The organism is Paenibacillus sp. J22R56, from assembly GCF_056269375.1.
The window spans coordinates 773,558-796,774 of the sequence record NZ_JBWDNV010000002.1; the positions used below are offsets into that span (position 1 = coordinate 773,558).

Annotated in this window: 22 protein-coding genes; 19 read left to right on the forward strand and 3 right to left on the reverse strand. The window is 44.5% G+C overall.

What is annotated here, in order from left to right; all coding sequences use genetic code 11:
• Position 1 precedes the first annotated feature (1 nt).
• The 4 genes from AC0YNT_RS07555 to AC0YNT_RS07570 all read left to right on the forward strand — a co-directional run bounded on the left by AC0YNT_RS07555 (position 2) and on the right by AC0YNT_RS07570 (position 4,114).
• Positions 2 to 856, forward strand: coding sequence for a manganese catalase family protein (locus tag AC0YNT_RS07555; protein ID WP_475804003.1), 855 nt, complete (start codon positions 2 to 4; stop codon positions 854 to 856).
• Positions 857 to 943: 87 nt separating this feature from the next.
• On the forward strand, positions 944 to 2,962 hold the full coding sequence (locus tag AC0YNT_RS07560; RefSeq protein WP_475804004.1) for a Na+/H+ antiporter: 2,019 nt from the start codon (positions 944 to 946) through the stop codon (positions 2,960 to 2,962).
• 54 nt (positions 2,963 to 3,016) lie between these two features.
• Positions 3,017 to 3,574 carry an NADPH-dependent FMN reductase gene (locus tag AC0YNT_RS07565; RefSeq protein WP_475804005.1) on the forward strand — a complete coding sequence of 186 codons (558 nt, stop codon included), beginning with the start codon at positions 3,017 to 3,019 and terminating at the stop codon, positions 3,572 to 3,574.
• Positions 3,575 to 3,583: 9 nt separating this feature from the next.
• On the forward strand, positions 3,584 to 4,114 hold the full coding sequence (locus tag AC0YNT_RS07570; protein ID WP_475804006.1) for a GNAT family N-acetyltransferase: 531 nt from the start codon (positions 3,584 to 3,586) through the stop codon (positions 4,112 to 4,114).
• 59 nt (positions 4,115 to 4,173) lie between these two features.
• On the opposite strand, the gene AC0YNT_RS07575 is transcribed toward AC0YNT_RS07570, so the two are convergent.
• Positions 4,174 to 5,127: a substrate-binding domain-containing protein gene (locus AC0YNT_RS07575; protein WP_475804007.1), complete on the reverse strand. Its 954-nt coding sequence runs from the start codon at positions 5,125 to 5,127 to the stop codon at positions 4,174 to 4,176.
• Between the two features lie 80 nt (positions 5,128 to 5,207).
• A complete protein-coding gene (locus tag AC0YNT_RS07580) occupies positions 5,208 to 7,712 on the reverse strand; it encodes a TPM domain-containing protein (RefSeq protein ID WP_475804008.1) in 2,505 nt (834 codons plus the stop codon).
• A gap of 273 nt (positions 7,713 to 7,985) precedes the next feature.
• On the opposite strand from AC0YNT_RS07580, the gene modA reads away from it, so the two are divergent.
• From modA to AC0YNT_RS07605, 5 genes are all read left to right on the forward strand, one after another.
• The gene (modA, locus tag AC0YNT_RS07585; RefSeq protein WP_475804091.1) at positions 7,986 to 8,738 is read left to right on the forward strand and encodes a molybdate ABC transporter substrate-binding protein; all 753 of its coding nucleotides are present in this window, start codon (positions 7,986 to 7,988) and stop codon (positions 8,736 to 8,738) included.
• 150 nt (positions 8,739 to 8,888) lie between these two features.
• Entirely contained in the window at positions 8,889 to 9,275 is a 387-nt protein-coding gene (locus AC0YNT_RS07590) for a hypothetical protein (RefSeq protein WP_475804009.1), read from the forward strand.
• A gap of 402 nt (positions 9,276 to 9,677) precedes the next feature.
• Positions 9,678 to 11,177 carry a spore germination protein gene (locus AC0YNT_RS07595; RefSeq protein ID WP_475804010.1) on the forward strand — a complete coding sequence of 500 codons (1,500 nt, stop codon included), beginning with the start codon at positions 9,678 to 9,680 and terminating at the stop codon, positions 11,175 to 11,177.
• A 4-nt stretch (positions 11,178 to 11,181) separates the two neighbouring features.
• Positions 11,182 to 12,273, forward strand: a complete 1,092-nt coding sequence (locus tag AC0YNT_RS07600) for a GerAB/ArcD/ProY family transporter (RefSeq protein ID WP_475804011.1) — start codon at positions 11,182 to 11,184, stop codon at positions 12,271 to 12,273.
• Positions 12,266 to 13,384, forward strand: a complete 1,119-nt coding sequence (locus AC0YNT_RS07605; RefSeq protein ID WP_475804012.1) for a Ger(x)C family spore germination protein — start codon at positions 12,266 to 12,268, stop codon at positions 13,382 to 13,384. The genes AC0YNT_RS07600 and AC0YNT_RS07605 overlap by 8 nt, the downstream gene beginning before the upstream one ends.
• Here AC0YNT_RS07605 and AC0YNT_RS07610 read toward each other — a convergent pair.
• Positions 13,366 to 13,683: a hypothetical protein gene (locus AC0YNT_RS07610; RefSeq protein WP_475804013.1), complete on the reverse strand. Its 318-nt coding sequence runs from the start codon at positions 13,681 to 13,683 to the stop codon at positions 13,366 to 13,368. The genes AC0YNT_RS07605 and AC0YNT_RS07610 overlap by 19 nt on opposite strands.
• A 151-nt stretch (positions 13,684 to 13,834) precedes the next feature.
• Between AC0YNT_RS07610 and AC0YNT_RS07615 the strand changes: the two genes are divergently transcribed.
• From AC0YNT_RS07615 to AC0YNT_RS07660, 10 genes are all read left to right on the forward strand, one after another.
• On the forward strand, positions 13,835 to 15,031 hold the full coding sequence (locus tag AC0YNT_RS07615; RefSeq protein ID WP_475804014.1) for an MFS transporter: 1,197 nt from the start codon (positions 13,835 to 13,837) through the stop codon (positions 15,029 to 15,031).
• Positions 15,032 to 15,104: 73 nt separating this feature from the next.
• Entirely contained in the window at positions 15,105 to 15,902 is a 798-nt protein-coding gene (locus AC0YNT_RS07620) for a DUF2935 domain-containing protein (RefSeq protein WP_475804015.1), read from the forward strand.
• Between the two features lie 135 nt (positions 15,903 to 16,037).
• A complete protein-coding gene (locus AC0YNT_RS07625; RefSeq protein WP_475804016.1) occupies positions 16,038 to 16,751 on the forward strand; it encodes an AAA family ATPase in 714 nt (237 codons plus the stop codon).
• 22 nt (positions 16,752 to 16,773) lie between these two features.
• Positions 16,774 to 17,319 carry a GrpB family protein gene (locus tag AC0YNT_RS07630; protein WP_475804017.1) on the forward strand — a complete coding sequence of 182 codons (546 nt, stop codon included), beginning with the start codon at positions 16,774 to 16,776 and terminating at the stop codon, positions 17,317 to 17,319.
• Positions 17,320 to 17,334: 15 nt separating this feature from the next.
• Positions 17,335 to 18,240, forward strand: coding sequence for a LysR family transcriptional regulator (locus tag AC0YNT_RS07635; RefSeq protein ID WP_167274433.1), 906 nt, complete (start codon positions 17,335 to 17,337; stop codon positions 18,238 to 18,240).
• A 495-nt stretch (positions 18,241 to 18,735) separates the two neighbouring features.
• Positions 18,736 to 19,329 (forward strand): RNA polymerase sigma factor, encoded by a 594-nt coding sequence (locus AC0YNT_RS07640; protein WP_475804018.1) that lies wholly within the window; start codon positions 18,736 to 18,738, stop codon positions 19,327 to 19,329.
• Positions 19,326 to 19,739: a zf-HC2 domain-containing protein gene (locus AC0YNT_RS07645; protein ID WP_475804019.1), complete on the forward strand. Its 414-nt coding sequence runs from the start codon at positions 19,326 to 19,328 to the stop codon at positions 19,737 to 19,739. Before AC0YNT_RS07640 ends, AC0YNT_RS07645 begins: the two co-directional genes overlap by 4 nt.
• Positions 19,740 to 19,756: 17 nt before the next feature.
• Entirely contained in the window at positions 19,757 to 20,248 is a 492-nt protein-coding gene (locus AC0YNT_RS07650; RefSeq protein WP_475804020.1) for a hypothetical protein, read from the forward strand.
• Positions 20,245 to 20,841 carry a YkoP family protein gene (locus tag AC0YNT_RS07655; RefSeq protein WP_475804021.1) on the forward strand — a complete coding sequence of 199 codons (597 nt, stop codon included), beginning with the start codon at positions 20,245 to 20,247 and terminating at the stop codon, positions 20,839 to 20,841. Before AC0YNT_RS07650 ends, AC0YNT_RS07655 begins: the two co-directional genes overlap by 4 nt.
• A gap of 101 nt (positions 20,842 to 20,942) precedes the next feature.
• Positions 20,943 to 23,105 carry an MMPL family transporter gene (locus AC0YNT_RS07660; RefSeq protein WP_475804022.1) on the forward strand — a complete coding sequence of 721 codons (2,163 nt, stop codon included), beginning with the start codon at positions 20,943 to 20,945 and terminating at the stop codon, positions 23,103 to 23,105.
• The last annotated feature ends 112 nt before the right edge of the window (positions 23,106 to 23,217 follow it).

Here is a 23,217-nt window from a genome sequence, read left to right on the forward strand (position 1 = left end):
CTTGTATTTCTATAAACAAGATTTGATTAACATGATTGTGCCGGACAAGCCAGACCCTGCTGCAGCAAAGGTTTTGCAGGAAGCGCTAGGCGGGCATTATGGCGAGATGCGTACGATGATGCAGTATTTTTTCCAAAGCACGAACTTCAGAGGGAAAGCAACGCAGTATCGTGATCTGATCAGAGGCGTATTTCTTGAGGAGATCAGCCATGTCGAGCTGGTACAGACAACCATTAATCAGCTGTTAACTGGTTCAGGAGAAGAAAATCCGGGTAATGCTGGTGTAGATGGTGCTCCGCTTGATGAGGCTGTCAAACATGCTAATCCCCATCATTATATCGTTGGAGCTCAAGGCTCTCTTCCTGTTGATGCCGGAGGTAACCCATGGATGGGAAATTACGTTTATAATCATGGGAATCTGATAGCAGATCTATTGGATAATCTGGTGCTTGAATCAACAGGTGTTCTGCAGAAATCCCGGATTTATGAAATGAGCTCCAACAAAGCTTTCCGCGAAACCATAGCCTTCCTTATCGTACGTGATAATGCGCATCAGAATGCTTTTGCTAAAGCGCTTGAAACACTTGGCGTCAACTGGGGGAATCTGTTCCCAGTGCCTAATTATGATATTAATAAATATCCGGAATGCCGGAAATACGTTGAGATGGGCTTCCATAACGCACAATTCAACTTCCGGCTTGATGACACCAGAATTGCAGAAATCTACAGCGGCAAATCTCCAAGCCGGAATGGTGGAGAGCTTCAAGTTATACCGCCGCCAGATGGATATCCAGTGCCTTATAATCCGGAACTTCCGAACGAACACGCTCCCGGTCTAACAGACATGGGGAGATAGATCATAATAAAAAGGATCGAGCGCGATTTGCGGTTGATCCTTTTGTATATGCCTTTTAATAGGTGAGAACATGGAGGGGGATCACGCTTGGAAGTCTTTATTGCTGTACTCATTATGCTTATCCTGATTGGCGTCTCTAACGTCATCTATCGTTTTATTCCGTTCGTGCCAGTGCCGCTGATCCAAATTGCTCTTGGTGCGGTTATGACGATTCTTCCACTTGGCATTCATCTGCATCTTGAACCGGAATTGTTCTTCATCTTGTTCATAGCGCCATTATTGTATAACGATGGGAAGCATACTCCTCGGGATGAGCTGTGGCGGCTTCGTGCGCCAATATTGCTGCTGTCCGTCGGGCTTGTCTTCGCTACCGTATTTGTGGTGGGCTACACTATTCATTGGATGATTCCGTCTATTCCGCTCGCGGCGGCTTTTGGTCTTGCTGCAATCTTATCTCCAACGGATGCCGTTGCAGTAGGTGCATTAGCCGGACGTATTCAACTGCCCAAAAGCTTAATGAGGCTGCTCGAGGGAGAAGCCTTGATGAACGATGCGTCCGGTCTTGTCGCTTTCAAATTTGCGGTTGCTGCAGCGATGACGGGCATATTCTCCTTGCATAAAGCAACGCTCAGCTTTCTTGTCATCGCTGTTGGCGGGCTGCTGGTGGGTGCTGTCATTGCCTTCATAATCATCCTTATCCGTCAACTGCTTAGAAGGGCAGGGCTTGAGGATGAAACGATGCATATGCTGCTGCAGATAGTAACCCCATTTATCCTTTACCTTGTTGCAGAAGAGCTTGGGGTCTCCGGCATTCTTGCAGCTGTAGCTGGCGGAATTGTGCATGCGGTAGAAGATGACCGGGCGGATCAATCTATGCCGAAGCTGAGATCCGTATCGTTGAGTACTTGGTCAGTCATCTTGTTCATCTTGAACGGCCTTGTATTTGTTATTCTAGGTATTCAAATCCCTGATGTTACTTCGGTTATTTTCAAAGATCCGGGCTTTAACAATTATGTAGTCATTTGGTATGCGATCATTATCTTTGCTCTGCTTCTGGTGCTGCGCTTTGTATGGACGTTTTTGTTCACTTGGTTTGGAGCTTCCAGCAGAGAAACGTTAAGCTTCAAGGTCATTGTATTGACGACAGTCTCAGGAGTACGAGGTGCGGTCACGCTTGCGGGTGCTTTTTCCATCCCCTTGCTGCTCAACAATGGTAGTCCGTTCCCACAACGTGATTTAATCATTTTCCTGGCGGCCTTTATTATCCTGTTGTCTTTGCTCACAGCAAGTATTCTGCTGCCACTTATCGCGAAGAAACGGGTCATTGCCAACGAAGCCGAGAGAAGCCATGAAGAACGAGAATGGCAGATGAAGGTGATGGGCGCAGCAGTAAAGCATTTGGAGCATGTCAGTAATGAAACAAATGAGGCAGCAGTGGAATCCGTCATTGCCGAATATCGCCGGATGATTTTGCAGATCGACATGAAAGATAATCCGAACAAGCAGCTTTCCCGAGGCAAGAGAGAAGAATTAGAGATGCGGATGCTCGCGCTGGGAATTGAACGTAACTACGTCCATAAGCAATTGGAGAAAGGGTTAATTAGCCCCAAGCATGCTCATTTCTATAATAAAATGCTGGATCAAATCGAACTGATTCTCGCCAACCGGCTACATCTTAGTAAGATGGTGATCAAAGGCTTATTAAGCAAGATTAAAGCTTTACTTACGGGCAATAACAAGGCCGCTTATACAGAGGCAGATATCTACGCCTTAAGAGGACTGAAATTGCAATGCTCGGAAGCTGTCCTTGAAGAGATGCAAGCCCGCTGTATGCCAGAGGTCAAGAATGATCCAAGCGAATTCGTGATCGCTTACTATAATCAGATCGTCAACAGGATGAAGACGATGCCGATTCACTCTAGGAACAAGTCGAATGACTTTAATGAAGCAAGGAAGGAGCTCCACTGGGTTGCTATCCAAGCTGAACGGGAGGAAGTTCAAGTTTTATATGAAAAAGGAACGATCGACCGTGAGTTAGCCGCCTTATTACGGCGTCATATTCGTGATCGAGAGGCTGCTATGTACGAGGAGGATGAAATCGGTTAATCTTAATGAGTGTGCAGTTGATTGCACAGTATAACCCAGAAGGAGAGGACCACCATGACACAAACCTTTCATATTGTTGGCCTAACAGGGAGCTTGCGGAAAGCTTCGATGAATAAAACCTTACTCAAAAATGCGGCGTTGTTTCTTCCTGAAAATTTTACATACACCTACGCAGATCTGGGAGATCTGCCGCTCTATAATCAGGATCTTGAGGAGGATTTGCCCGAGTCGGTTAAGCAATTTGCTGAGCTGTGCAGCTCCGCTGACGGCATTCTGATTAGCACGCCTGAATATAACGGACTGATTACTGGCGTGCTCAAAAATGCACTCGACTGGGTATCCAGAAAAAATATAGGTGCACCACTAGCGACAAAACCTGTTGCGATTATGGGCGCTACAACCGGACCTGGCGGAACTGCCCGTGCGCAGACGAACTTGCGTCAACTGCTGTTTGCTTTGGATATGGATTCCGTCAATCGCCCAGAATTGAAGCTGTCCCAGGCGCATATGAAGTTCGATGATGAAGGCAGATTGAGTGATTTTGCAACACTTCAAGTGCTGCAGCAACTAGTTGATAAATTCGTTCAAAAAGTAGAAAAGTCCAAGGCGTAGTCGAAGAAGATGAGTAGTGAAATCTATCTAAGACCGTTAGACCTTGCGGATGCTCCAGCAATGCTCGAAATGAAAACGCGTAATCGAAGCTTTTTCCAGCCGTTTGAACCGATTAGAAGTGAAGGGCACTATACCCTTGAAGAACAAGAGAATGAGATTAAGAACGGTATAACGAGTTCAGATCAAGATCAAGCTTATATTTTCGGAGTCTATCTCACTCAATCGGATCAGCTGATTGGGCGCATTGCGATCACGAGTGTGTCCCGAGGGGTATTCCAGAATGCATATCTCGGTTACTTTATTGACCAAGCCTACAATGGGCGAGGTTATGCAACAGCTGCCGTTACATTGGTAGTACGCAAAGCATTCGAGAAGTTAAGTCTTCATCGCATTCAAGCAGGCGTTATGCCAAGGAACGAAAGATCCATTAGGGTTTTGGAAAAGGCTGGATTCAGGCGTGAGGGTCTCGCCCAACGTTATTTGAAAATAAATGGTCAATGGGAAGACCATCTGTTATTTGCCATTACTGCGGAAGATTGATTGAAAAAAGTAAACGGCCTTGGAGCGATGAAGCGCTCCAAGGCCGTTTACTTTTTTCATTAAGTCTCATACAGGACTTGTCCAGTTAGAGATAGATCATAACCCGAGATCGAGCGGAGCTCATTCTGGAAGGCGGTGGAACACAAGATGTTCATGACAGCTGAGATCCATTCCATATTTTCAGGCTTTTTAAGCAAGACAAGATCATATTGCTCTTGAATTAATGGAATAAAATCCACGTTGCCAACGATGGCGGCTGCCTTCTCAATGCCAACCCCAACATCCGCTTCACCTGCAGCAACTTTGCCGGCTACTCCGAGGTGGTTGCTCTCCTCCAGATCATAGCCAATCAATTGATTGGCATGAATACGGTGCAGACGAAGCTGTTCATCGAGCAGGACTCTCGCGCCGGAGCCTTTCTCTCGGTTCACGAACCGCAATCCTGGTCGGCCAAGACCTTCCCAGCCATTTAATTGATGTGGATTCCCGCGTTCCACATATAGCCCGGCCCGTCGTTTAATCAGATTCACAACCATGTAAGAGGAACCGGTCAGTAATCTGCGGATATAAGGAAGATTATATTCACCGGTGTCTCCGTCTAATAGATGAGTGCTGACAATATCGGATTCTCCCTTGTACATGGAGATCAAGCTGTCGAGGCTGCCAACATAAGAGCGTAATGGCCTGACCGATGGGATATGCTTTTCCATGTGCTTAGCTAACAAGTCCAGACTAATATCTTGACCCGTTATAACGATCGGGCGGATACCGGAAATCGTATAGGGCTGAGAGGTCTTTGCCGTTTCGCTATAGCTGCCGGTAGGTTCAATAGTTCGGGCTGACTTCTTTGTTTGCTGCTTATAGGCTTCCAGATCGGAGGCATCTACCCGCATCTGCTTGCCAACACGGTAGGACGGGAGATCACCTTTCTTAATCAGATCATAGACCGTAAGTTTGGACACCTTTAGAATCTGTGCGATCTCTTCGGTCGTATAAGAGATATCTTCGGCCATTTGGTATTCTCCTTCATCTGCTGTTAAGCCATATTGTAACATAAGTTACCTTAGGGCGTGGATTCGCAGTTGTTGTCTGATTACCAGTTGTCTCCGCCTGAAGAACCACTTGGCGGACTATAAGAATCTCCACCGGAAGAAGGGGGAGAGGGGGAAGAACTAATCGATTCCTGCTGACGTCGATGTTCCTCTTCTTGCCGGCGTCGTTCATCCTCTTGTCTCTGCTCTTCACGCATAATGTTATCGTATTCGAATTGCATTTGATTAATATTGTTATCGGCATCATCAATTAGATTCATGGCTTCCATATAAAGTCCAAGCATAATCAGGTTATCAATTTGACTCATATTGGATTGATAACTGCTGCTATGGCTGCTGGATACGGAGCGGTGTCTCGTACGGGCAGATACCGATTCATAACGGTTCTGGATTTCTCTTATACGACGTTCTGCTTGTTGTTTCTCCTGTACAACCCGCTCGACATCACTGACAAATGTGTTTACATTGCGATCAATCGATTGCTGCAGACTCTCTGCGTCATCAAGCGAAATTTGATTTGAGGAAAGATGATGATCCAACCTTTCTTTGTCCTTAAGAATGATGTCGCTGGCGTTATTAAGCATGCTCCCAGGACCGTTTCGAGGAGAGAGGCTCTGCGCAGTTAATAGGGTGTCGGCTGTTTGGAACTTTCTCCAAGTATCCGAATGTGCCTGTTGAATGCCAGCGAGATGCTGCAGGGAGCGGTCATAGGCAAGCATGCAGTCCTCCATCGCTAGCGTTGCCTGCTCCGAAAGTGTGATCATGCTATCTAATTGTTCACGTGCTGCTTTATAGCGTTGCTCATCTATGGCAAGTGTTGTTGTTTCGGAATAGGAGACAACATCCTTATAGGTTTGTTCAGCATCCTCATATTTCGGCTGCATGAACGTCCAAACGGACGGGTGAAACTTGCTTTTCATTTTTCGGAGCTCTTCTTGGAAGGCTTCCTCATTAAGAGGGAAGGAATGGACAAATTTTTTCATCCTCTCCATATCTTGCACGACCGAAGCTCGGAGTTCTAACCTTTGAGGAACCATCTGACGTGCTATTTCTAATGCACCACGAATGTTAGCTAACCGATCGGATGCGTCCTTCAGATCTCCATTTTCTAGAGAAACGATAAGCTGCTTGTGTTCAGCAGCCGCGTAAGCTGTCCGCTCGAACGGGTTAAACTCAACGAGCTGTAATTGATTTTGTTGCATTTGTGCTTTAATCGAAGCTTCCAATTCGTTGATCTTAGCTAACCCTGACTTTTGCTCCGCAATAAAGTCCGGCAGCTCATCCAACAGTAGGTTGTGTAAAGTGGTCTGCTCATGCTGAGGTATCAGCAGCTCCGCAGCATCAATGAGTTCAGATAACTGCTGCTTGTAGACCGCATCCGTTTTCTCCTTGTTCACTTCGATTTCGTTTCTCATCATCCTTAGGGACAATTGATAGACATTTGCCAGTTCACTTACACGTCCGCTAAGTGCCTGAATAGCAGCTTGCATTTCTTTTACGACTTGGTTGTTTGTCTGATCCAGCTCTGCCAGTTCATTGGCGCTTTGACTGCGCTGCTTTGCATGATTATTCTGATCGCTGACTGTCTTTGCGAAATGATCGAGATCTGCAGTACCTTTCCTAGTTACAATTCCGATCTGTAGATTCTTGATTGATACAATCAGTTGTTGTACGGTCTGAGCTTGCTGGTCTATAGCACGAGACAAAGGGAGAAGCTTCACTTCAGCAGAAGGTGGAGCTCCATATAATTGTACAAGGGGCTTTAATGTCTCTTGTGCACGGAAAAGTTCTACTGAAGTATCCTCGGCCATCGTAAGCACATTACGCTTGAAAGTAGTCCGTTTTTTGAATCGAATCAATACATAAAGTCCTGTTGCAAGGATGACAAGGCTGATGATAACAATGATGCTAATAAGGGAAAATCGGCTGGCATTCACAGGTTCCCTTTGCGAAAGATCGGGTATAACTTGCAGTGGTGAATGCTGTGATGGTGGCGCTACTAACAGTGGATCTGGAGTTGCCGGTTGAATTGGAGATTCCACTTCAGGTTCAGGCAAAGCATTCATTGAGCTGACCATTTGTAACAAGCCAGATCCGAAATCACCTTGTTTGGCCATTGGTGTGAAGTTTTTACCTAGAAATCGATCGATCGATTGACGGGTTGTATACTCGCTGCCAGCGTAGTCGATCGGCAAAGCATCAAGTTTCTTCTGAAGCGGGACATTCATGAAATAGAGCTGAATGCGACGGTCTGTTTTGGAAAGAAGAACAACAATATCATCCGCTTGAAGTGACCATGTATCGTAGACATTCTTTGCATAAACATCAGATTCTTCTCCATCCAAAGAATCGATTGTAAGAATGTAGAACATATAAGGCGCACCTGATACAGCTGCCTGCTCTAATTCCTTGAGCTGTTCAGATGGGATCATGCCAGCAGTATCGTAAATATGGCTTGTTCCCTTCTCTGGTAAACTTGCTGCACTTACCGTCCCAGCAAACACGTATAAGAATAAGAAAATCATAAGTAATAGCGTTTTCTTCATCCGTATCCTCCTGAACTATTTTTCTCGTTATATTGTATCATCTTTCAATTCACTCCACATATTCCCAAATGAGATTAAACTGTTGAGTTCTTAAGAATATCTCAGGGGAGATTATCTCACACGAAATTCTTATCTACTAGTTACATTTCATTAGATGTTATGATATAAGTAAATATAAATAGATATATCCAGATATAATTTGGAGGAGATGGAATGGTTCAAAGGGTAAGGAATTATGCAATTTTGTTAGGTCTAGTTATGGTGGTGCTCGTGATGGCTGGATGCGGGAAGGCAAATGGGGATGAGAACAACGCTGCTCAAAGCCAAGTTGAACTCACCATATCTGCGGCAGCCAGCCTAACGGATGCGCTAACGGAAATCCAGAAGACTTACGAAGAAGAGCATTCAGCAATCAAATTGCAATTCAACTTTGGTGCTTCAGGAGCGCTTCAGCAGCAGATTGAGCAGGGAGCCCCAGCGGATTTGTTCCTGTCCGCAGCAGCTAAGAACTTGAAAGCACTTGTTGATAAGCAAATGATCGATACAGACCAACAGATCAATCTATTAAGCAATGAACTTGTCGTAGTGGTTCCGTCAGACAGTACATCCGCAATCACATCAGTTGCAGACTTACCCAAAGCGGAATTCCCTCATATCGCGATTGGTATTCCGGAAAGTGTGCCGGCAGGCAATTATGCGAAAGAAACATTAACAAACGCGAACCTTTGGGATTCTCTCCAATCCAAAGCAGTGCAAGCCAAAGACGTGCGTCAAGTGCTGCAATATGTAGAGACTGGCAACGCTGATGCAGGGTTTGTCTACAAGACCGATGCGTTAACATCGGATAAAGTGAAGATTGCTTTTACTGTTGATCCAGCTACATACACACCTATTCAATATCCGATTGGGATTGTCAAAGCAACGAAACACAGCAAAGAAGCTGAAGAGTTTTATACCTATCTGCAATCGCAGGAGGCACTTGATGTATTTGTGAAATACGGGTTCTCTGTACCAGAGAGCAGATAGGTTCATTCTGAACGGGGAAGATTCCCGTTCTTTTTTATCTCGTTTTACAAAGAAAGGAAATCAAATTAAACTGGAGATGAGAGAATAAGTTAATGCTTACGAGGCATGAATTATCGCAAAGAACGCGATCATTCTTTTTAGGAGGTAACGATGCGGAAAGTTTTTGTATCTATTATTCTATTATTTGTGCTTGCCGTCCTGATCTTATCCGTTTCACATCGAAAAGAGGATGGTTTCCGGATCATTGTCAGTAACAATCTGGATCAATCCATATCTCATTTGGTTTTAACCTACCCCAATGGTTCTAAGGAGTTTGAGATGGAGCCGCATTCTGTCAAAACGATTCATGTTCATCCTAAGAAATTTGGAGAAGGCTCTATTAATCTTATTTATAATGAGGGGCAAGTTCATCAAGAAATGATGGTGTTCGGATATATCGAGAGCGGTTATAACGGACGAGCTGAAATCAGCATTGATTCCGTTTCAGTAAATGGAGAGCTCCAAGTAACCGTACAAGAGAAAACTAATCTTTACTGAATGAAAGAGGGTTCCACAGACTCCTTTACATATTTAAGAAGGGACCATCTCAAAAGGGGCTGCTCGCTTGAGAAATGGCTCGCCTAAGTGTGAATTCTTATGAAAATAGCAGTGCAAGGGCTATCCCTGCACTGCTATTTTTTTGTTTTTTATATCTCTTACAGCTTATACACGCGAGTGGTAATTCTGACCGCGTCATGACACGAACGAGATGATTTCGGGGATACCCCTGGCAATCGGAAGAACATTTAAAGCGCAGGCTGCTGTTTAGCCCAGATAAAAAGGGGTGACCCATCGTCATTTTCATGATTTAGGGGACATCTCCTTTTTTTGGTTAATTTTAAGGAAAGCTAGGCAAAATAAGGTTGCGATGTAACTCTATCCTTTCAGAGAGGTGTGCGAATGACTTTATCTCAAGTTATGCGTCAAATGATGATTAAGGATTCAGAATCAAATCCAAATAATGATTTGTCGGCTGATCCTCCTAATCAGGACAACCAACCGCCAACACTTGCACACACGCTAGAAGAATTCAAAGATTGCAGTGATGTGACGCATGAATCATTTCCTGAGCATCAAGTGGAGCTTATCTACTTCGACCAATTGGTGGATAAGGAAAAATTAAGCCGTCATATTTTATCACCGTTATTAACGGGTACTGAGCAGGAAGTATCAAAGATGCTGCAGCATCTAAAACCTTATTACACGAATAACAGCAAAGATTTGATCGTGAACATTTTGGCCGGTGGCGTAGGCGTGTTTCATGGTCCTAATGCTTTCGTCTTTAACGTCTACAGCCCCGAGAATCGAGCGATCAGCCAGTCCGAGACAGAGACGGTAATTACGGGTCCTCATGATGCCTTTACCGAGCAGATTAATACTAGCCTGGCTATGATCCGTGCAAGACTAAGGAGCTCACATCTGAAAGTGATCAAGCTGTCTGTTGGTGAAATTACGAAGACAGATGTTTATTTGCTGTATATGAAAGATATTGCCAATATGCGATTTGTTGATGAAGCCAAGAAGCGTATTAAAAAAATTGAAGTTGATGCCATTCTCGATACGAATATGATCATTCAATATATGGATGACAATAAATATTCGATTTTCCCTCAATTTCTAACTTCCGAGCGTCCGGATGCGATTGTGTCCAAGCTTGTTGCCGGTCGTGTGGTTGGTATGGTAGACGGGAGTCCGTCAGCTTTCACAGCACCAACATCTTTCTTTGAATTTTTCTCATCCTCGGATGATTATTATCAGCGGTGGATTCTTGGCAGTGCGATTCGACTTCTGCGTTTCCTTGCATTTGTTATTACGATCAGCTTTACGGCTATGTATGTATCTGTTACGACCTTCCATTATGAAATGATCCCAGAGAATCTGATTCTTACCCTAACAGAATCGCGGAGCAGGGTGCCATTTCCGCCATTATATGAAGCATTGCTGATGGAAGTGACGATTGAATTGCTGAGGGAAGCTGGGGCAAGACTGCCAACTAAGATTGGTCAAACCATCGGTATCGTAGGTGGTATCGTAATCGGACAAGCGGCTGTGCAAGCAGGTTTAACGAGTAACATTCTCATTATTGCAGTGGCCTTGTCAGCGATTGCATCCTTTGTCATTCCGAGCTATGTAATGAGTGCATCGATTCGATTAATTCGGTTTGGTCTCATTTTACTAGCTGGTGTATTTGGTAATCTTGGATTGGTGTTTGGGATCTCTGCGATTGTGATCCACTTGAGCGGCCTGACCAGCTTGGGATCGTCATATTTGAATCCTGTCGCACCATTCGAGCCAAAAGACTGGAAGGATATCTTTATACGTGCTCCATTCAGCTCGCTTCGCGATAGGCCAACACAAAGTGATACTTCCAATAAGGTACGGAATAAGACCAGGCGGTGAATACATGCAGACTTCAGAAAAGCTATCTCCCTTCCATATGACGATCTTTATATTTATGATCCAATCCGGTGTCATGGCCCTCATTCTTCCGCAACTGCTTGCTGAGACCTTTGGGACGAATGGCTGGATAACGGTTCTTGGATTTGGCCTCTTGGCTTCTTTAAATATATTGCTGATTGGTGTGGTCTATAGACTGGGGAAGGGGAAATCGATCTTTCAAATTCTGGAGCATTCGATCCCGAAATTTATGCTGGTTCCCGTGTATCTCGCACTAGCAGTTGTTTGGTCTATACTTGGCTGTATGGCGGGGAAGGAATATATATTAATATTTCAGATGTATGCTTTCCCAACAACAAGTCCAATGGAATTTAAATTCATTTTGGATATATTAGTGTTCTGGTTATTAACGAAGGGGCTATATAATATCGCTAAAGCTTCCACTGTATTCTTTTGGCTCTTTGCTTGGCTTGTCCTGCTTCTGTTTTTCTTTTACTCCGATTTTAGCTGGTCACGATTAACACCTTACTTGTTTAAGGACGGGAAATATGGATTATTGGAAAGCTTTGATATTTATTCTTCATTCGTTGGATATGAGGTAATTCTTCTCATGTTCGCCTATACCAATCAGAAGACCAAGCTAATTAAGTCCGCCTTATTAGGCAATACGATGACAACACTGAATTACTTCTATCTCTCTTTGATTACTTTTGGCGTTTATAGTCTGGAACAATTAAAGAATAAAGCCTTTCCAGTGCTGGAGTTGCTGGCGTATATACAGTTTCCTTTTGTAGAGCGGATGGAAAATTTGCTATTTGGATTTATTCTGTTTACCGTACTGTTCTCAATCGTGATCTATCAATGGTGTGCCCTTGAGATGCTGAAGCAGATTTTCCCTAAGATAAAGATAAACTTTCTAGCTTTTATGCTTGTGTTGTTTACATTCGTCATTGCTTATATCCCGAAAACGATAAATGATGTAGGGGATTGGCTAAGTATATTAAGTTTGATCGAGTGCGGGGTTGCGGTCGGACTGCCTCTTGTGCTGATTATTGTTCTCCTATTCCAAAAGATCGGAAGCAGGCCAGCTCATGAATAGAATACTGTTATTCTTACTCGCGCTTATTACGCTAATTGTACTCTCGGGCTGTGATTATCGTATCCTGGAACGAATTGGTTTTACGTATGCAGCTAGCTACGATAGCGTAGAAGATAACCAGATTGAAGTTGGGATCAGCATTCCAAGAGCTGATCCAACCGTTAAGATAGTGAGAGAAGTACATTCCGCAATCGGTAAAAGTTCTAAGGATGTGAGACTTAAATTTGCCCAGCAAACAGATCTATTACTTGTCAATGGCCAAATTCGGGTGCTGCTTTATTCAGAAGCGCTTGCACGTAAAAGTCTCTCTGAACAAATAAGAGGTATAGTAAGGGATACCTCGATTTCTCCCCTGATTAAAATCGTAATAGTAAATGGTAATGCGAAGGATTTGCTCTTCAAGAATTATAAGCAGCATTCGTCTACAGATAAGTACATCGATCGATTATTAGATAAGGAAAGCTCCAATCATCAAATTCCCAAAACAACGTTGTATGAATTCGAGCGCGATTTCTATGATGATGGTGTGGATCCTATTGCACCTATTATTAAAGATGAGGGGGAGAATATTACAACGGATGGTGTTGCATTATTTCGGGATTATAATTATGTAGGCAAAATAAGCAGCCAAGACGCCTTGATTTTCTGTGTCTTGAGAGGGAATTTCAAGAAAGGATCGATGAGTCTCGATTTAAATAGTAAATCGGACAGTGAAAGCAGCGACGGTTCACAGAGCAACATTATGTTCACTTCAACGGTTAGTAGTAAAAAGGTATATGTTGAGCATAAAGCAAATGAACCCATTCATATCGTAATTAAAGCGATGATTAAAGGGTCCGTTCATGAATATACTGGAGAGTTAAAATTAAGCGATGATGCTGATCGGCACACGATAGAAAATAAGGTCTCACAGCTGTTATCTGAACGTGCGAATCGAATAGTAAAGCAGTTGCAGCAAAAGAAGGCAGACAGCTTAGGAATCGGCATGCATGTTCGCAACAGTATGTCCTATAAGGAATGGAAAGATTTAAATTGGCGTGAAGCATTCCCTCAGGTAAAGGTGGATTGTCAGCTGCATTTCGCAGCGAAGGATTATGGGAAAGTGAGATAGCAGAAGGAATGGATGCTTTGAATTTTAACCACAAACAAGCCCAAACAGCATGATGACTGTTGCGGGCTTGTTTGTGGTTTTCGATTATTTCTTTGATGACCTTGCAAGGCTGTTTGAATGATTTGAGCTGCCTTCTGCTCTCGTGCAGCCAGTTCTTCGAGACGCTGTGCATTTTGCTGTTCTTGTTGAAGCAGCATCTGATAATTCTGACTTGCTTGCTGGGTTTGGTTCACCAGTTGTTGAATGATCTGCTCACACTGATGAAGGGATTGGCTTGCTTGGTTATTAGTAAATTGCATGTTGTGAATTCCTCTTCTGTTTTAAAGAACGCATATAGAATGCCTACATGATCGATAAATATTCGGGTTGGAACGATTCATAAATTAGCTCGAAGAAGTTCATTCTAATAAGCGGTGTAATTAATTCCGACTGGTTCACTTGGAGGAAGTCATGGAGAAGAAGAAGCAACGAGATCTAGCTTCAATTGCAACAATACCTTTAACGATGACTTTAGCCAATTCCATCCTTATTCCCGTTCTTCCTTCTATGCAAAAAGCGATGGGCATCAGCGCAGTACAATCAAGCTTATTGATTACGGCATATGCGGTAATTGCCATTCTGTTTATTCCAATCACGGGTTATTTGTCAGACCGGGTTGGGCGGAAAAAGGTTATATTACCCGGATTGTTACTTGTCGCCGCAGCTGGTGCCTTTTGCGGATGGGCAGCAGTTGCCTTTGATAAACCGTATGCCTTAGTGATGACCGGAAGATTGTTTCAAGGATTAGGCGCAGCAGCTTGCTTTCCTGTAGTATTACCCCTTGTTGGTGATTTGTTCAAGAAAGAGGAGGATGTCAGCAGTGGTCTTGGCCTTGTAGAGACAGCTAACACCTTTGGTAAAGTACTAGCTCCGATTATTGGATCTGCCTTAGCCATGTGGACCTGGTATATGCCATTTTGGTTCATACCGGTGTTTAGTATGATTTCCTTTGTACTTGTTGCCGTTTGGGTCAAAGCCCCTAAAGATAAGAAGCCGGCTGTACCCTTTGGTCAGTTCGTCCACTCCGTTGTCGCTTTATTTCATGAGAAGGGCAGATGGCTTTGGGGTGTGTATATTTCGGGCGGCATCAATATGTTCGCGATATTTGCATCCTTATTTTATCTCTCTGAAACATTGGAGGAACGAGGGAGCCATGGCATCCTGAAGGGCTGTCTTGTTGCGATTCCACTAGCTGCTTTATGTTCCACCTCATGGGCTATAGGCAAATGGATTGGCCAGAACAAGAAGTTAATGAAATGGATTAGTGTCATTGGCTTTGTTGAAGCGGCGGGCTGCCTGATCTTTTTGGCCTTGGGTAGAACAGATACGCTTTGGGTCATCATCTCGATCCTATTTGCAGCCTCAATTGGACTTGGAGCTGCGCTGCCAAGCCTTGATGCGCTGCTGACGGAAGGAATCGAGAAAGAACAGCGGGGAACCGTCACATCATTCTACAGCAGTATCCGGTTTCTAGGAGTAGCGGCCGGACCACCAGTTGCTGCATTATTAATCGAAAATTCCAAGACGTCACTATTCTGGGTGTTGACCATCTGCTGCACTGCTGCTGCTCTAATTGCTCTATTCACGATAAAGCCTAAGCAAGGTTGACGGTAATTTCGTTATATCTGATCGGGTCTTCTCATACCCTCTAAAATGATGGTACCAGAGGAGGGATCCGTGCGTGGCACAGTCTGAATGGTATGAGCATCGCTTCTGGCTGCAAATTATGGGTGATCATGCCCGATTTATATTTAACACCTTATCACCAGTTGAGACGAATGATATCAAGCTCGCGGGTTATTACATTGCTGCCTATGATCAATTGCTTGATTATGCAAGACAATCTTCATCTGAAGCAGATTGTCACTCGATCAGCAAGCAAGCTTGTGAGCTGACAAGCGAATTCCGGGCTTTCAAGCTGGATCTGCTTGAGAGAGCGATACTGGGCAAAGCGAAGATTATGCTTACCCCTACCTTTCTAAATCATATGGTGAATGAGTTAGAGGAATATTTGAGAATTCTGCATGAATTAGTCGCAGGCAAACCGGTGCCTCAGTTTGATGCCCTGCATCATGATTTCTTATGGCTGCCGGATGCGGCAGGGCACGCAGCAGCGATCGGAAGCGACTTGGATATGGTTGAGAAGTCACTCATCAAACGAACGGAACAATTCGAATGGCATTTTGAGCAGCTGTATTTGAAAAGTGTGGAGCTTGCCGGATACATGAGGACAGAGCTGAAAGACTTCCCAGCGTTCCGCAGGCTTCATAAGGAAATCGACATGGAGATGAAGCTGTTTGTTGGTTTTCTGAAGGAGCTGGAGGAGCTTGAATTATCGGATGAAGTGCTGGATCGAATCAGTCCATTGATGCCGGATCATATGTTGAGGGAAGAATGTTACTACCTGACCAAGCTTGCGCAGCTGGGACTGGTTCCGAATTCGAATTGCCAGGCGGATAAACCGCGTATTCAATCTTGATTGCAGATGAGATTAATTGAAGGCAGCAGAACTGTCCTATACGGGATAGTTCTTTTTGTGTTCAGCTTGCAGATAGGTATCAGGATAGCGATAATGAAGTTATCATGGTCGAAGGACAATAGGAGTTGACCGGTTATGTTTCTACGAAGCGTGGAAATCAGGCGGGATGAAGACCTGGATGAGGGGGCATATCCATTCTCAATTCCAGCGATTAAGACGATGGACAAGCTGCATTTTCATACAAACGTGACGTTTCTGGTTGGGGAAAATGGGTCAGGGAAATCAACGCTGCTTGAAGCTATAGCGTATCAATGCGGGTTTCATACAGCAGGTGGAAGCAGGAATAACGAATATGAGGTTGATTCTTCAGCTGCGATATTAGGAAATGCCATTCGACTATCCTGGATGCCTAAGGTAACGAACGGATTCTTTCTGCGTGCGGAAACTTTTTATCACTTTGCCTCTTATATTGATACACTGGATGCAGATACTTTACGAAATTATGGAGGGCGCTCCTTACATCAGCAATCACACGGGGAAGCATTTCTGTCTTTGTTTAAGCATCGTTTTGGGAAAAAAGCGATCTACCTGCTTGATGAGCCAGAGGCCGCATTGTCACCTGCTCGTCAACTAGCCTTAATGCGTGTGATTAAGGATTTATCAGATGAGGCTCAGTTTATTATCGCCACTCATTCTCCCATTTTGCTAGGGTATCCGGATGCTCGAATCCTGAATTTTGATGACCGGCCGGTGGATGAGATCCGTTATGAAGATACCCTTCATTATATAGTGACAAGAAGATTTCTGGAGAATAGGAAAGTAGTGTTGGCTGAATTGTTTGAGGATTAAGGGGTAAAAAGGAGGTGCAGCGATGGAAGATCAGTGGAGGATCGCGGAGCATGATCCGGAGTGGCGATTGTTATTTCTAGAGATCGGCTCTAAATTAAGAGCAGCTCTTGGGGAATTAGCGATTCGAATTGATCATATAGGGTCAACCTCCGTTGAGGGGCTAGATGCCAAGCCGATTATTGATATTCAAGTTTCGGTGATGGATATTGAGGAGTTAATCAGCTATAAGTCTGAGATAGAACAAATAGGCTTTGTGTTCAGGGGTGAGAATGAGGATAAATCGAAACGATATTTCCGTGAAGCACCAGGTGCGCGAAGAACTCATCTCCATGTGAGAGAAGCTGGCGGCTTCGCTAAACAGCTTAATCTGCTGTTTCGTGATTATTTGCGCCAGCATCCGGAGGACTGCCGTAGATATGGGCAGGAGAAGCATCGGTTATTTGAACGTTACAAGCATGAACGGATCAAGTATGTAGAAGGAAAAGGTCCGATTGTATGGGACATTGTACATAAGGCTCATCTCTGGTCACAGGAAACAGGCTGGCGGCCTGGTGATTCGGATGCTTAGAGGGGGAGAAATTTTTTGACGCTTCAACAACTAAAGTACATTATTGAAGTCGCGAACCGCGGCTCAATTAATGAAGCAGCCAAGCGGCTGTTTATTTCGCAGCCAACGCTGTCGAATGCCATCAAAGACTTGGAAGAAGAGCTGCAGCTCGCGATATTCGAGCGCTCCAATAAAGGTATTTCCCTCTCCAAGGAGGGTGTCGAATTCCTAAGCTACGCCCGTCAAGTTGTGGAGCAGGCGGAGCTGCTGGAGAGCAGGTATCTGAACGCGAAGCCGTCACCGCAGCATTTTTCCGTGTCGACTCAGCATTATGCCTTTGCCGTGAATGCATTTGTTAGCCTGGTGCAGGAATATGGACAGGAAGAATATGAGCTATCCTTACGCGAGACGAAGACTTACGAGATCATCGAAGATGTGAAGAGCTTGCGAAGTGAGATTGGTATTCTATATCTGAACGAATTTAACGGAAAAGTGATCAACAAGCTGTTGAAGGATTCGAACCTGCAGTTTACCAGTCTATTCACCGCGAAACCTCATATTTTTATCAGCATTAAAAATCCATTGGCCAAGCAAAAGAAGGTTACCATTGACCAGCTCGATGAGTATCCGTATCTATCCTTTGATCAGGGGGAGTATAACTCCTTCCATTTTGCCGAGGAAATTCTAAGTACGTTATCCCATAAAAAAAGCATCCGTGTAAACGATCGCGCGACCTTATTTAATTTGTTGATTGGCTTAAATGGTTATACGATCTCAACCGGCGTACTAAGTGCGGATCTGAACGGGAATGAGATTATTCCGATTCCGCTTGATACCGAGGAGACGATTAATGTGGGATGGATAGCCCATCGGAGTACAGCCCTATCCAAGCTGGGATCAACCTACATTGATGCGCTGCATCAAGCAATCGCACCTTCCTAGACAAATCAGGGGGATGGAAGCGGGACACGATACTTATTTCAAAGCCTCCTAGCTGTACATCAGCTGAGGGGCTTTTTATTGTGAAATTGACTCGGACTCGATTATTTCCTGAAAGGCATTGAGAATGAATGACCGCTAGCACGTACAAACTATACTCAACTATATTTACATGGCGAAGAAACAATGACTTTAGTAAGGTGTGATAATGATCTTGACTATTTATAAATCTTCTCCTGATAGAATTTTGAATTAGAGATGTTATTGTTATTTTCAACTCAGTATATAGAAAAATTAAAGCTGCTCAACAAGCAACGTCTTAAATAGAAAGCCATTTGCATGATTCATTAACGAACAAGCAGCTCTATGCCCTCATGGAGATTGAAAAAAGTTTAGTTTAAAAGCCAATAAAAAGTCGGTTCCTAGTGTGTAAAGGATTCGGCTTTTTTAATCTGAATTTCAGCATTAGCTGTAAATGTTTCGAGAAAAATGCAGGGTATGCTGTATGGTTGTCGTCTAACTTTATGGAGACTGCAAGGGGGGAGTGTTCTGAAGGAAGAAAAATGGATTAAAGATGTGCTTTCCGGCAGGCACGAATCCTATGCTTACCTAGTGAAGGAATACCAGAGCAAGGTTTATCATGTTTGTTTGAAAATGACAAGAGAAGAAGAATCTGCCAAAGAATTGGCTCATGTTGTTTTAACCAAGGCCTTTTATTCATTGTCCTCCTACAGGGAGGAAGCGGCATTCGGAACATGGTTATATCGTATTGCAGTTCGGACTTGTTTGGACTGGAGGAAAGGGAAGCAGCGTGAATGGAATCACCGTACAGCCGCCGCCGAGCTAGCATCGGATCAAGTAACTGATGAGACTCCTGAGAAGCTCCTCTTGGACAAGGAAATGAAGTCGGAGCTGATACAGCTGGTAAGAGAGTTGAAGGAACCATACAAATCGGTCATCTATTTGTATTTTTTTCGCGGACTGTCCTATAGAGAAATTGCTGAACAGACGGGTGCTGCAGAAAAAACAATTGAATCGCAATTGTACAGAGCTAAACAAATTCTTCGCAAGAAAAAGGAGAGCTTCCGATGAAATGTAATTCGGTACAGATGAACCTAACATCGTACATAGCGAATTCACTGCATCCAATTAGAATGAAGGAAATCGAAACGCACTTAGAGGAATGTGAAGAGTGTAGAGAATGGTATCTGGAATTGCATGAGCTGGAACGTATGTGGAATGATCCTGCTCTTCCGGTACTTGAAGAAGATCTGTCCGTTGCTATTATGGCTGCCATCAGCAATAGACCTAATCCTTACAGACGGCGCAATCGCTTCAATCCGCTGCTCAAAATGGCATTAGCATCTTCCTGCGCACTTATCTTGTTTATATGCAATGGAGCAGATTTGTTTGATACTGCCGTATCCAATATCGGAATGTATAATGAGCAATTCGCACAATCAATATCAAATGTGTTTCACAACTTATCAGGCAACTCATAAGAAAAGGAGTGTCCGAAATGGATCGCAAAAAAATGAGTATTACATTTGTTTTATCCCTGATTCCAGGTTTAGGGCATTATTATTTGGGCTTTAATCAAACGGGATTGAAGTTCATGATTGGTGCTTTTACCTGTATCAGTTTGATTCCTACTTTCCCTATGGTTTTCCCATTTGCCCTTGCTACGATATGGTTCTATCAAATATTCGATGCCTTGCAGAAAGCTTCATGGCTGAATAAGAATCTTGATTTGCAGCAAAGCCCGATATGGACGAATCCCACCTCGATGTTTGAAGAAATTGAACGTGAACGAACAGTACCTTCCTTATGGATTGGTATAGGAATTGTAGTTGCTGGTTTGCTTGTTATCATAGTGACCCTATTCCCTGAGCTGCGAGAATGGATATTAGAGCCGAAAAATGGAAGTTTGCTAGTAGCGGCCTTCTTAATTTTATATGGGGGAGCTTTAATCGTCAGACATTTGCTGGATAAGAAAGGTGGGTCCAGATGAGTGCCTATGCTGACCGCATCTTTCGATCATTTTGGATGGTATGGGAACGGGGATTTGACGCCTTCTGCCACATTAGCAGCAGGCATGTTGCTGACTTTGGTATCTGCAAACTGCTCATCAAACCCCATAAAGGGACTAGTATTCAGTGCGATGATGGCAGTTGGATTCATCATGGCGACTGGGTTGGTGAATTGCATATTAACAATCACAAGTTAAATAACATGCTGCAACTTAAAAGTCCGGAACGAGTTGCCCTTGAGACCGCAAGGCTGGGGCGTCGTGCCCTTCGGGACATCAGCCATAGTTTGTTTATTGGAGATTATAAACTAGACATCAAAGCCTTAATTGGCATTACAATGCTGCATCGAGGGATTATTCACGGGGCCGGCTTTGAGCTGCATCCATTGCAAGTTGGTTGGTTTCAAAAAATAAGTACATGGTATCTCCGGCTACTCATGCGAGCGATTCATCCACTTGGCAAAAATCGCGTTCGCGGCGAACAGACGAAATTATATCCGATGCAATTAATTATGCCCGTAGAGTCATTATTCAGAAGATACCCTCCCGGCAAGGCTGCCCAGACTTATGTCTAGTGAAACGTCGGGCCGTGGCCCGGTTTTATACTCTTTCGAGCTTGTTAAGATGGGACTACCATTTATAGTTCGAAGATTTTATTAGAAAGCAGGATGTTATCATGGCAAAATATTTGTATCGGCTGGGCTTCTGGTCCGCACAACGAGCCCGTTTCATAATTGGTTTATGGGCACTTATTCTCATCACGGCAATCTGCTTAGGCACGTTATTTGCAGGTCCGGTCAGCGACTCCTTCGCCATTCCGGGAACAGACTCCCAAAAAGCGCTCGACTTATTAAATAAAGAGTTCCCACAGGCAAATGGAGGTGATGTCCGACTCATTTTCGCTATGCCTGAAGGCAAGCAATTAACAGACCAGACGACGCAGCAGACTGTTAACAAGATGCTGGACCAAGTAGCTAAGGATAAGGCAATTATCAACATTATTAGTCCTTACAAGTCCGGGGCGTTTAGTGAGGACAACAGGATCGGATACGCTGATGTCACTTATCAAGCACCCGCGGAGGAAGTATCTGAAGAATCCAAGACTCATCTACTTCAAAGCTTAGCGCTAACTCGCAATTCTGGTATACAAACCGAGACAGGAGGGTCTGTTGATATAATCGAGGAGTCGGGTGCCGGCGCTTCTGAAATCATTGGTATTATAATCGCCTTCATTGTGCTCGTCATCACGTTCCGTTCTTTCCGCGTGGCGGGGCTGCCGATTATATCGGCACTCGTCGGTGTTGGCATCGGAGTCATGGGCGTTAATTTTGGCGCCAACTTTTTTGACATGGATTCTGAGGGTACGATATTGGCTCTGATGCTAGGATTGGCCGTGGGCATCGACTACTCGCTCTTTATTATTTCTCGTCACCGTCAGCAACTCGAGAATGGAATGGAAATCAAGGAATCCATCGCACTTGCGACAGCGACAGCAGGAAGTGCCGTTATTTTTGCAGGCTTAACCGTTATTATCGCGCTTGTTTCCTTCACGATCGTAGGCATCCCATTCTTTAGTGTCATGGGCTTGGCCGCATCGTTTACTGTGTTCACCTCGGTGTTGATTGCCATCACGCTGATTCCAGCGATCTTGTCGCTCGTTGGCGTCCGCATCTGTTATAAAGTCCGGACCCGAAAGCCGCATATCCGGAAAAGCAAGCCATTCGCCTATCGGTGGGGACAATTTGTTGCGAAGTTCCCGATCCCAATCCTTTTAGTTGGCATGATCGGGCTTGGTGCACTTGCCCTGCCTGCCATGAACATGAAGCTAGGCTTGCCGGACGACGGCATGAGCTCAACCGATACCTCCGCACGACGCGGTTACGATTTGTTGTCTGAAGGTTTTGGCCCTGGCTTCAACGGCCCGCTGGCTATTGCCATTCGATCCACGAATGGAGCACAGGTGAGAGAGGCCGCTATTAAGATTGCGGGCAACCTTGGGGAAATGGAGAACGTCGCTGCCACTTCACCGCCTGTGCTTAACGAAGCCGGCAATTTGGCCATCGTCAGCGTGACGCCGAAGACAGGACCTAACGACGAACTTACGCACGATCTGGTGCAATCGATACGAGAGCGCGGCAACCAGCTCAAATCCGAAGCTCAGTTCCAATTGATGGTTACAGGCATCACCGCCATTAATATCGACATGTCCGACCGGATGAGTGCAGCGTTCCCTCTCTTCGGATCGATCATCATCGTACTCGCGTTCATCTTGCTGCTACTCGTATTCCGCTCGGTGCTCGTGCCTGTTAAAGCTGTTCTTGGCTTCGTACTGTCGCTGCTAGCGTCACTTGGAGTTGTTGTATCGGTCTTCCAATACGGTCACTTGGCTGACTTGTTTGGCGTTGCGGCCGAAGGTCCGATCGTAAACTTCCTGCCTGTGCTGCTTACCGGCGTTTTGTTCGGACTTGCGATGGATTACGAGGTCTTCCTCGTCTCGCGTATGCGGGAAGAATATACACATACGAAGCAAGCGCGGCCATCCGTCGTGTCCGGACTCGGTCATAGCGGAAGGGTTGTGACGGCGGCGGGACTAATCATGATCTTTGTTTTTGGCGGCTTTATTTTAACGCCGGATCCAAAAATCAAAGCGATAGGACTATCGCTCACTTTAGGCATCCTCATTGATGCTTTCGTTGTACGAATGACGCTCGTTCCTGCAATCATGACCTTGTTAGGCAAATATTCTTGGTATTTGCCGCAATGGCTGAAGCGTATTCTGCCTAACGTAGATATCGAAGGTGAGTCAATCCTTAAAGAATTGGAATCCAAGAGGGACTAATATAAAAGGGAAGAATCAGGTGCGTCCTGTTTCTTCCCTTTTCATTTGCCATTTGAAAGCTTATTCGCCAATCTAATGGGTCGAGTTATTTTTAACGTACTTTTACCGTTTG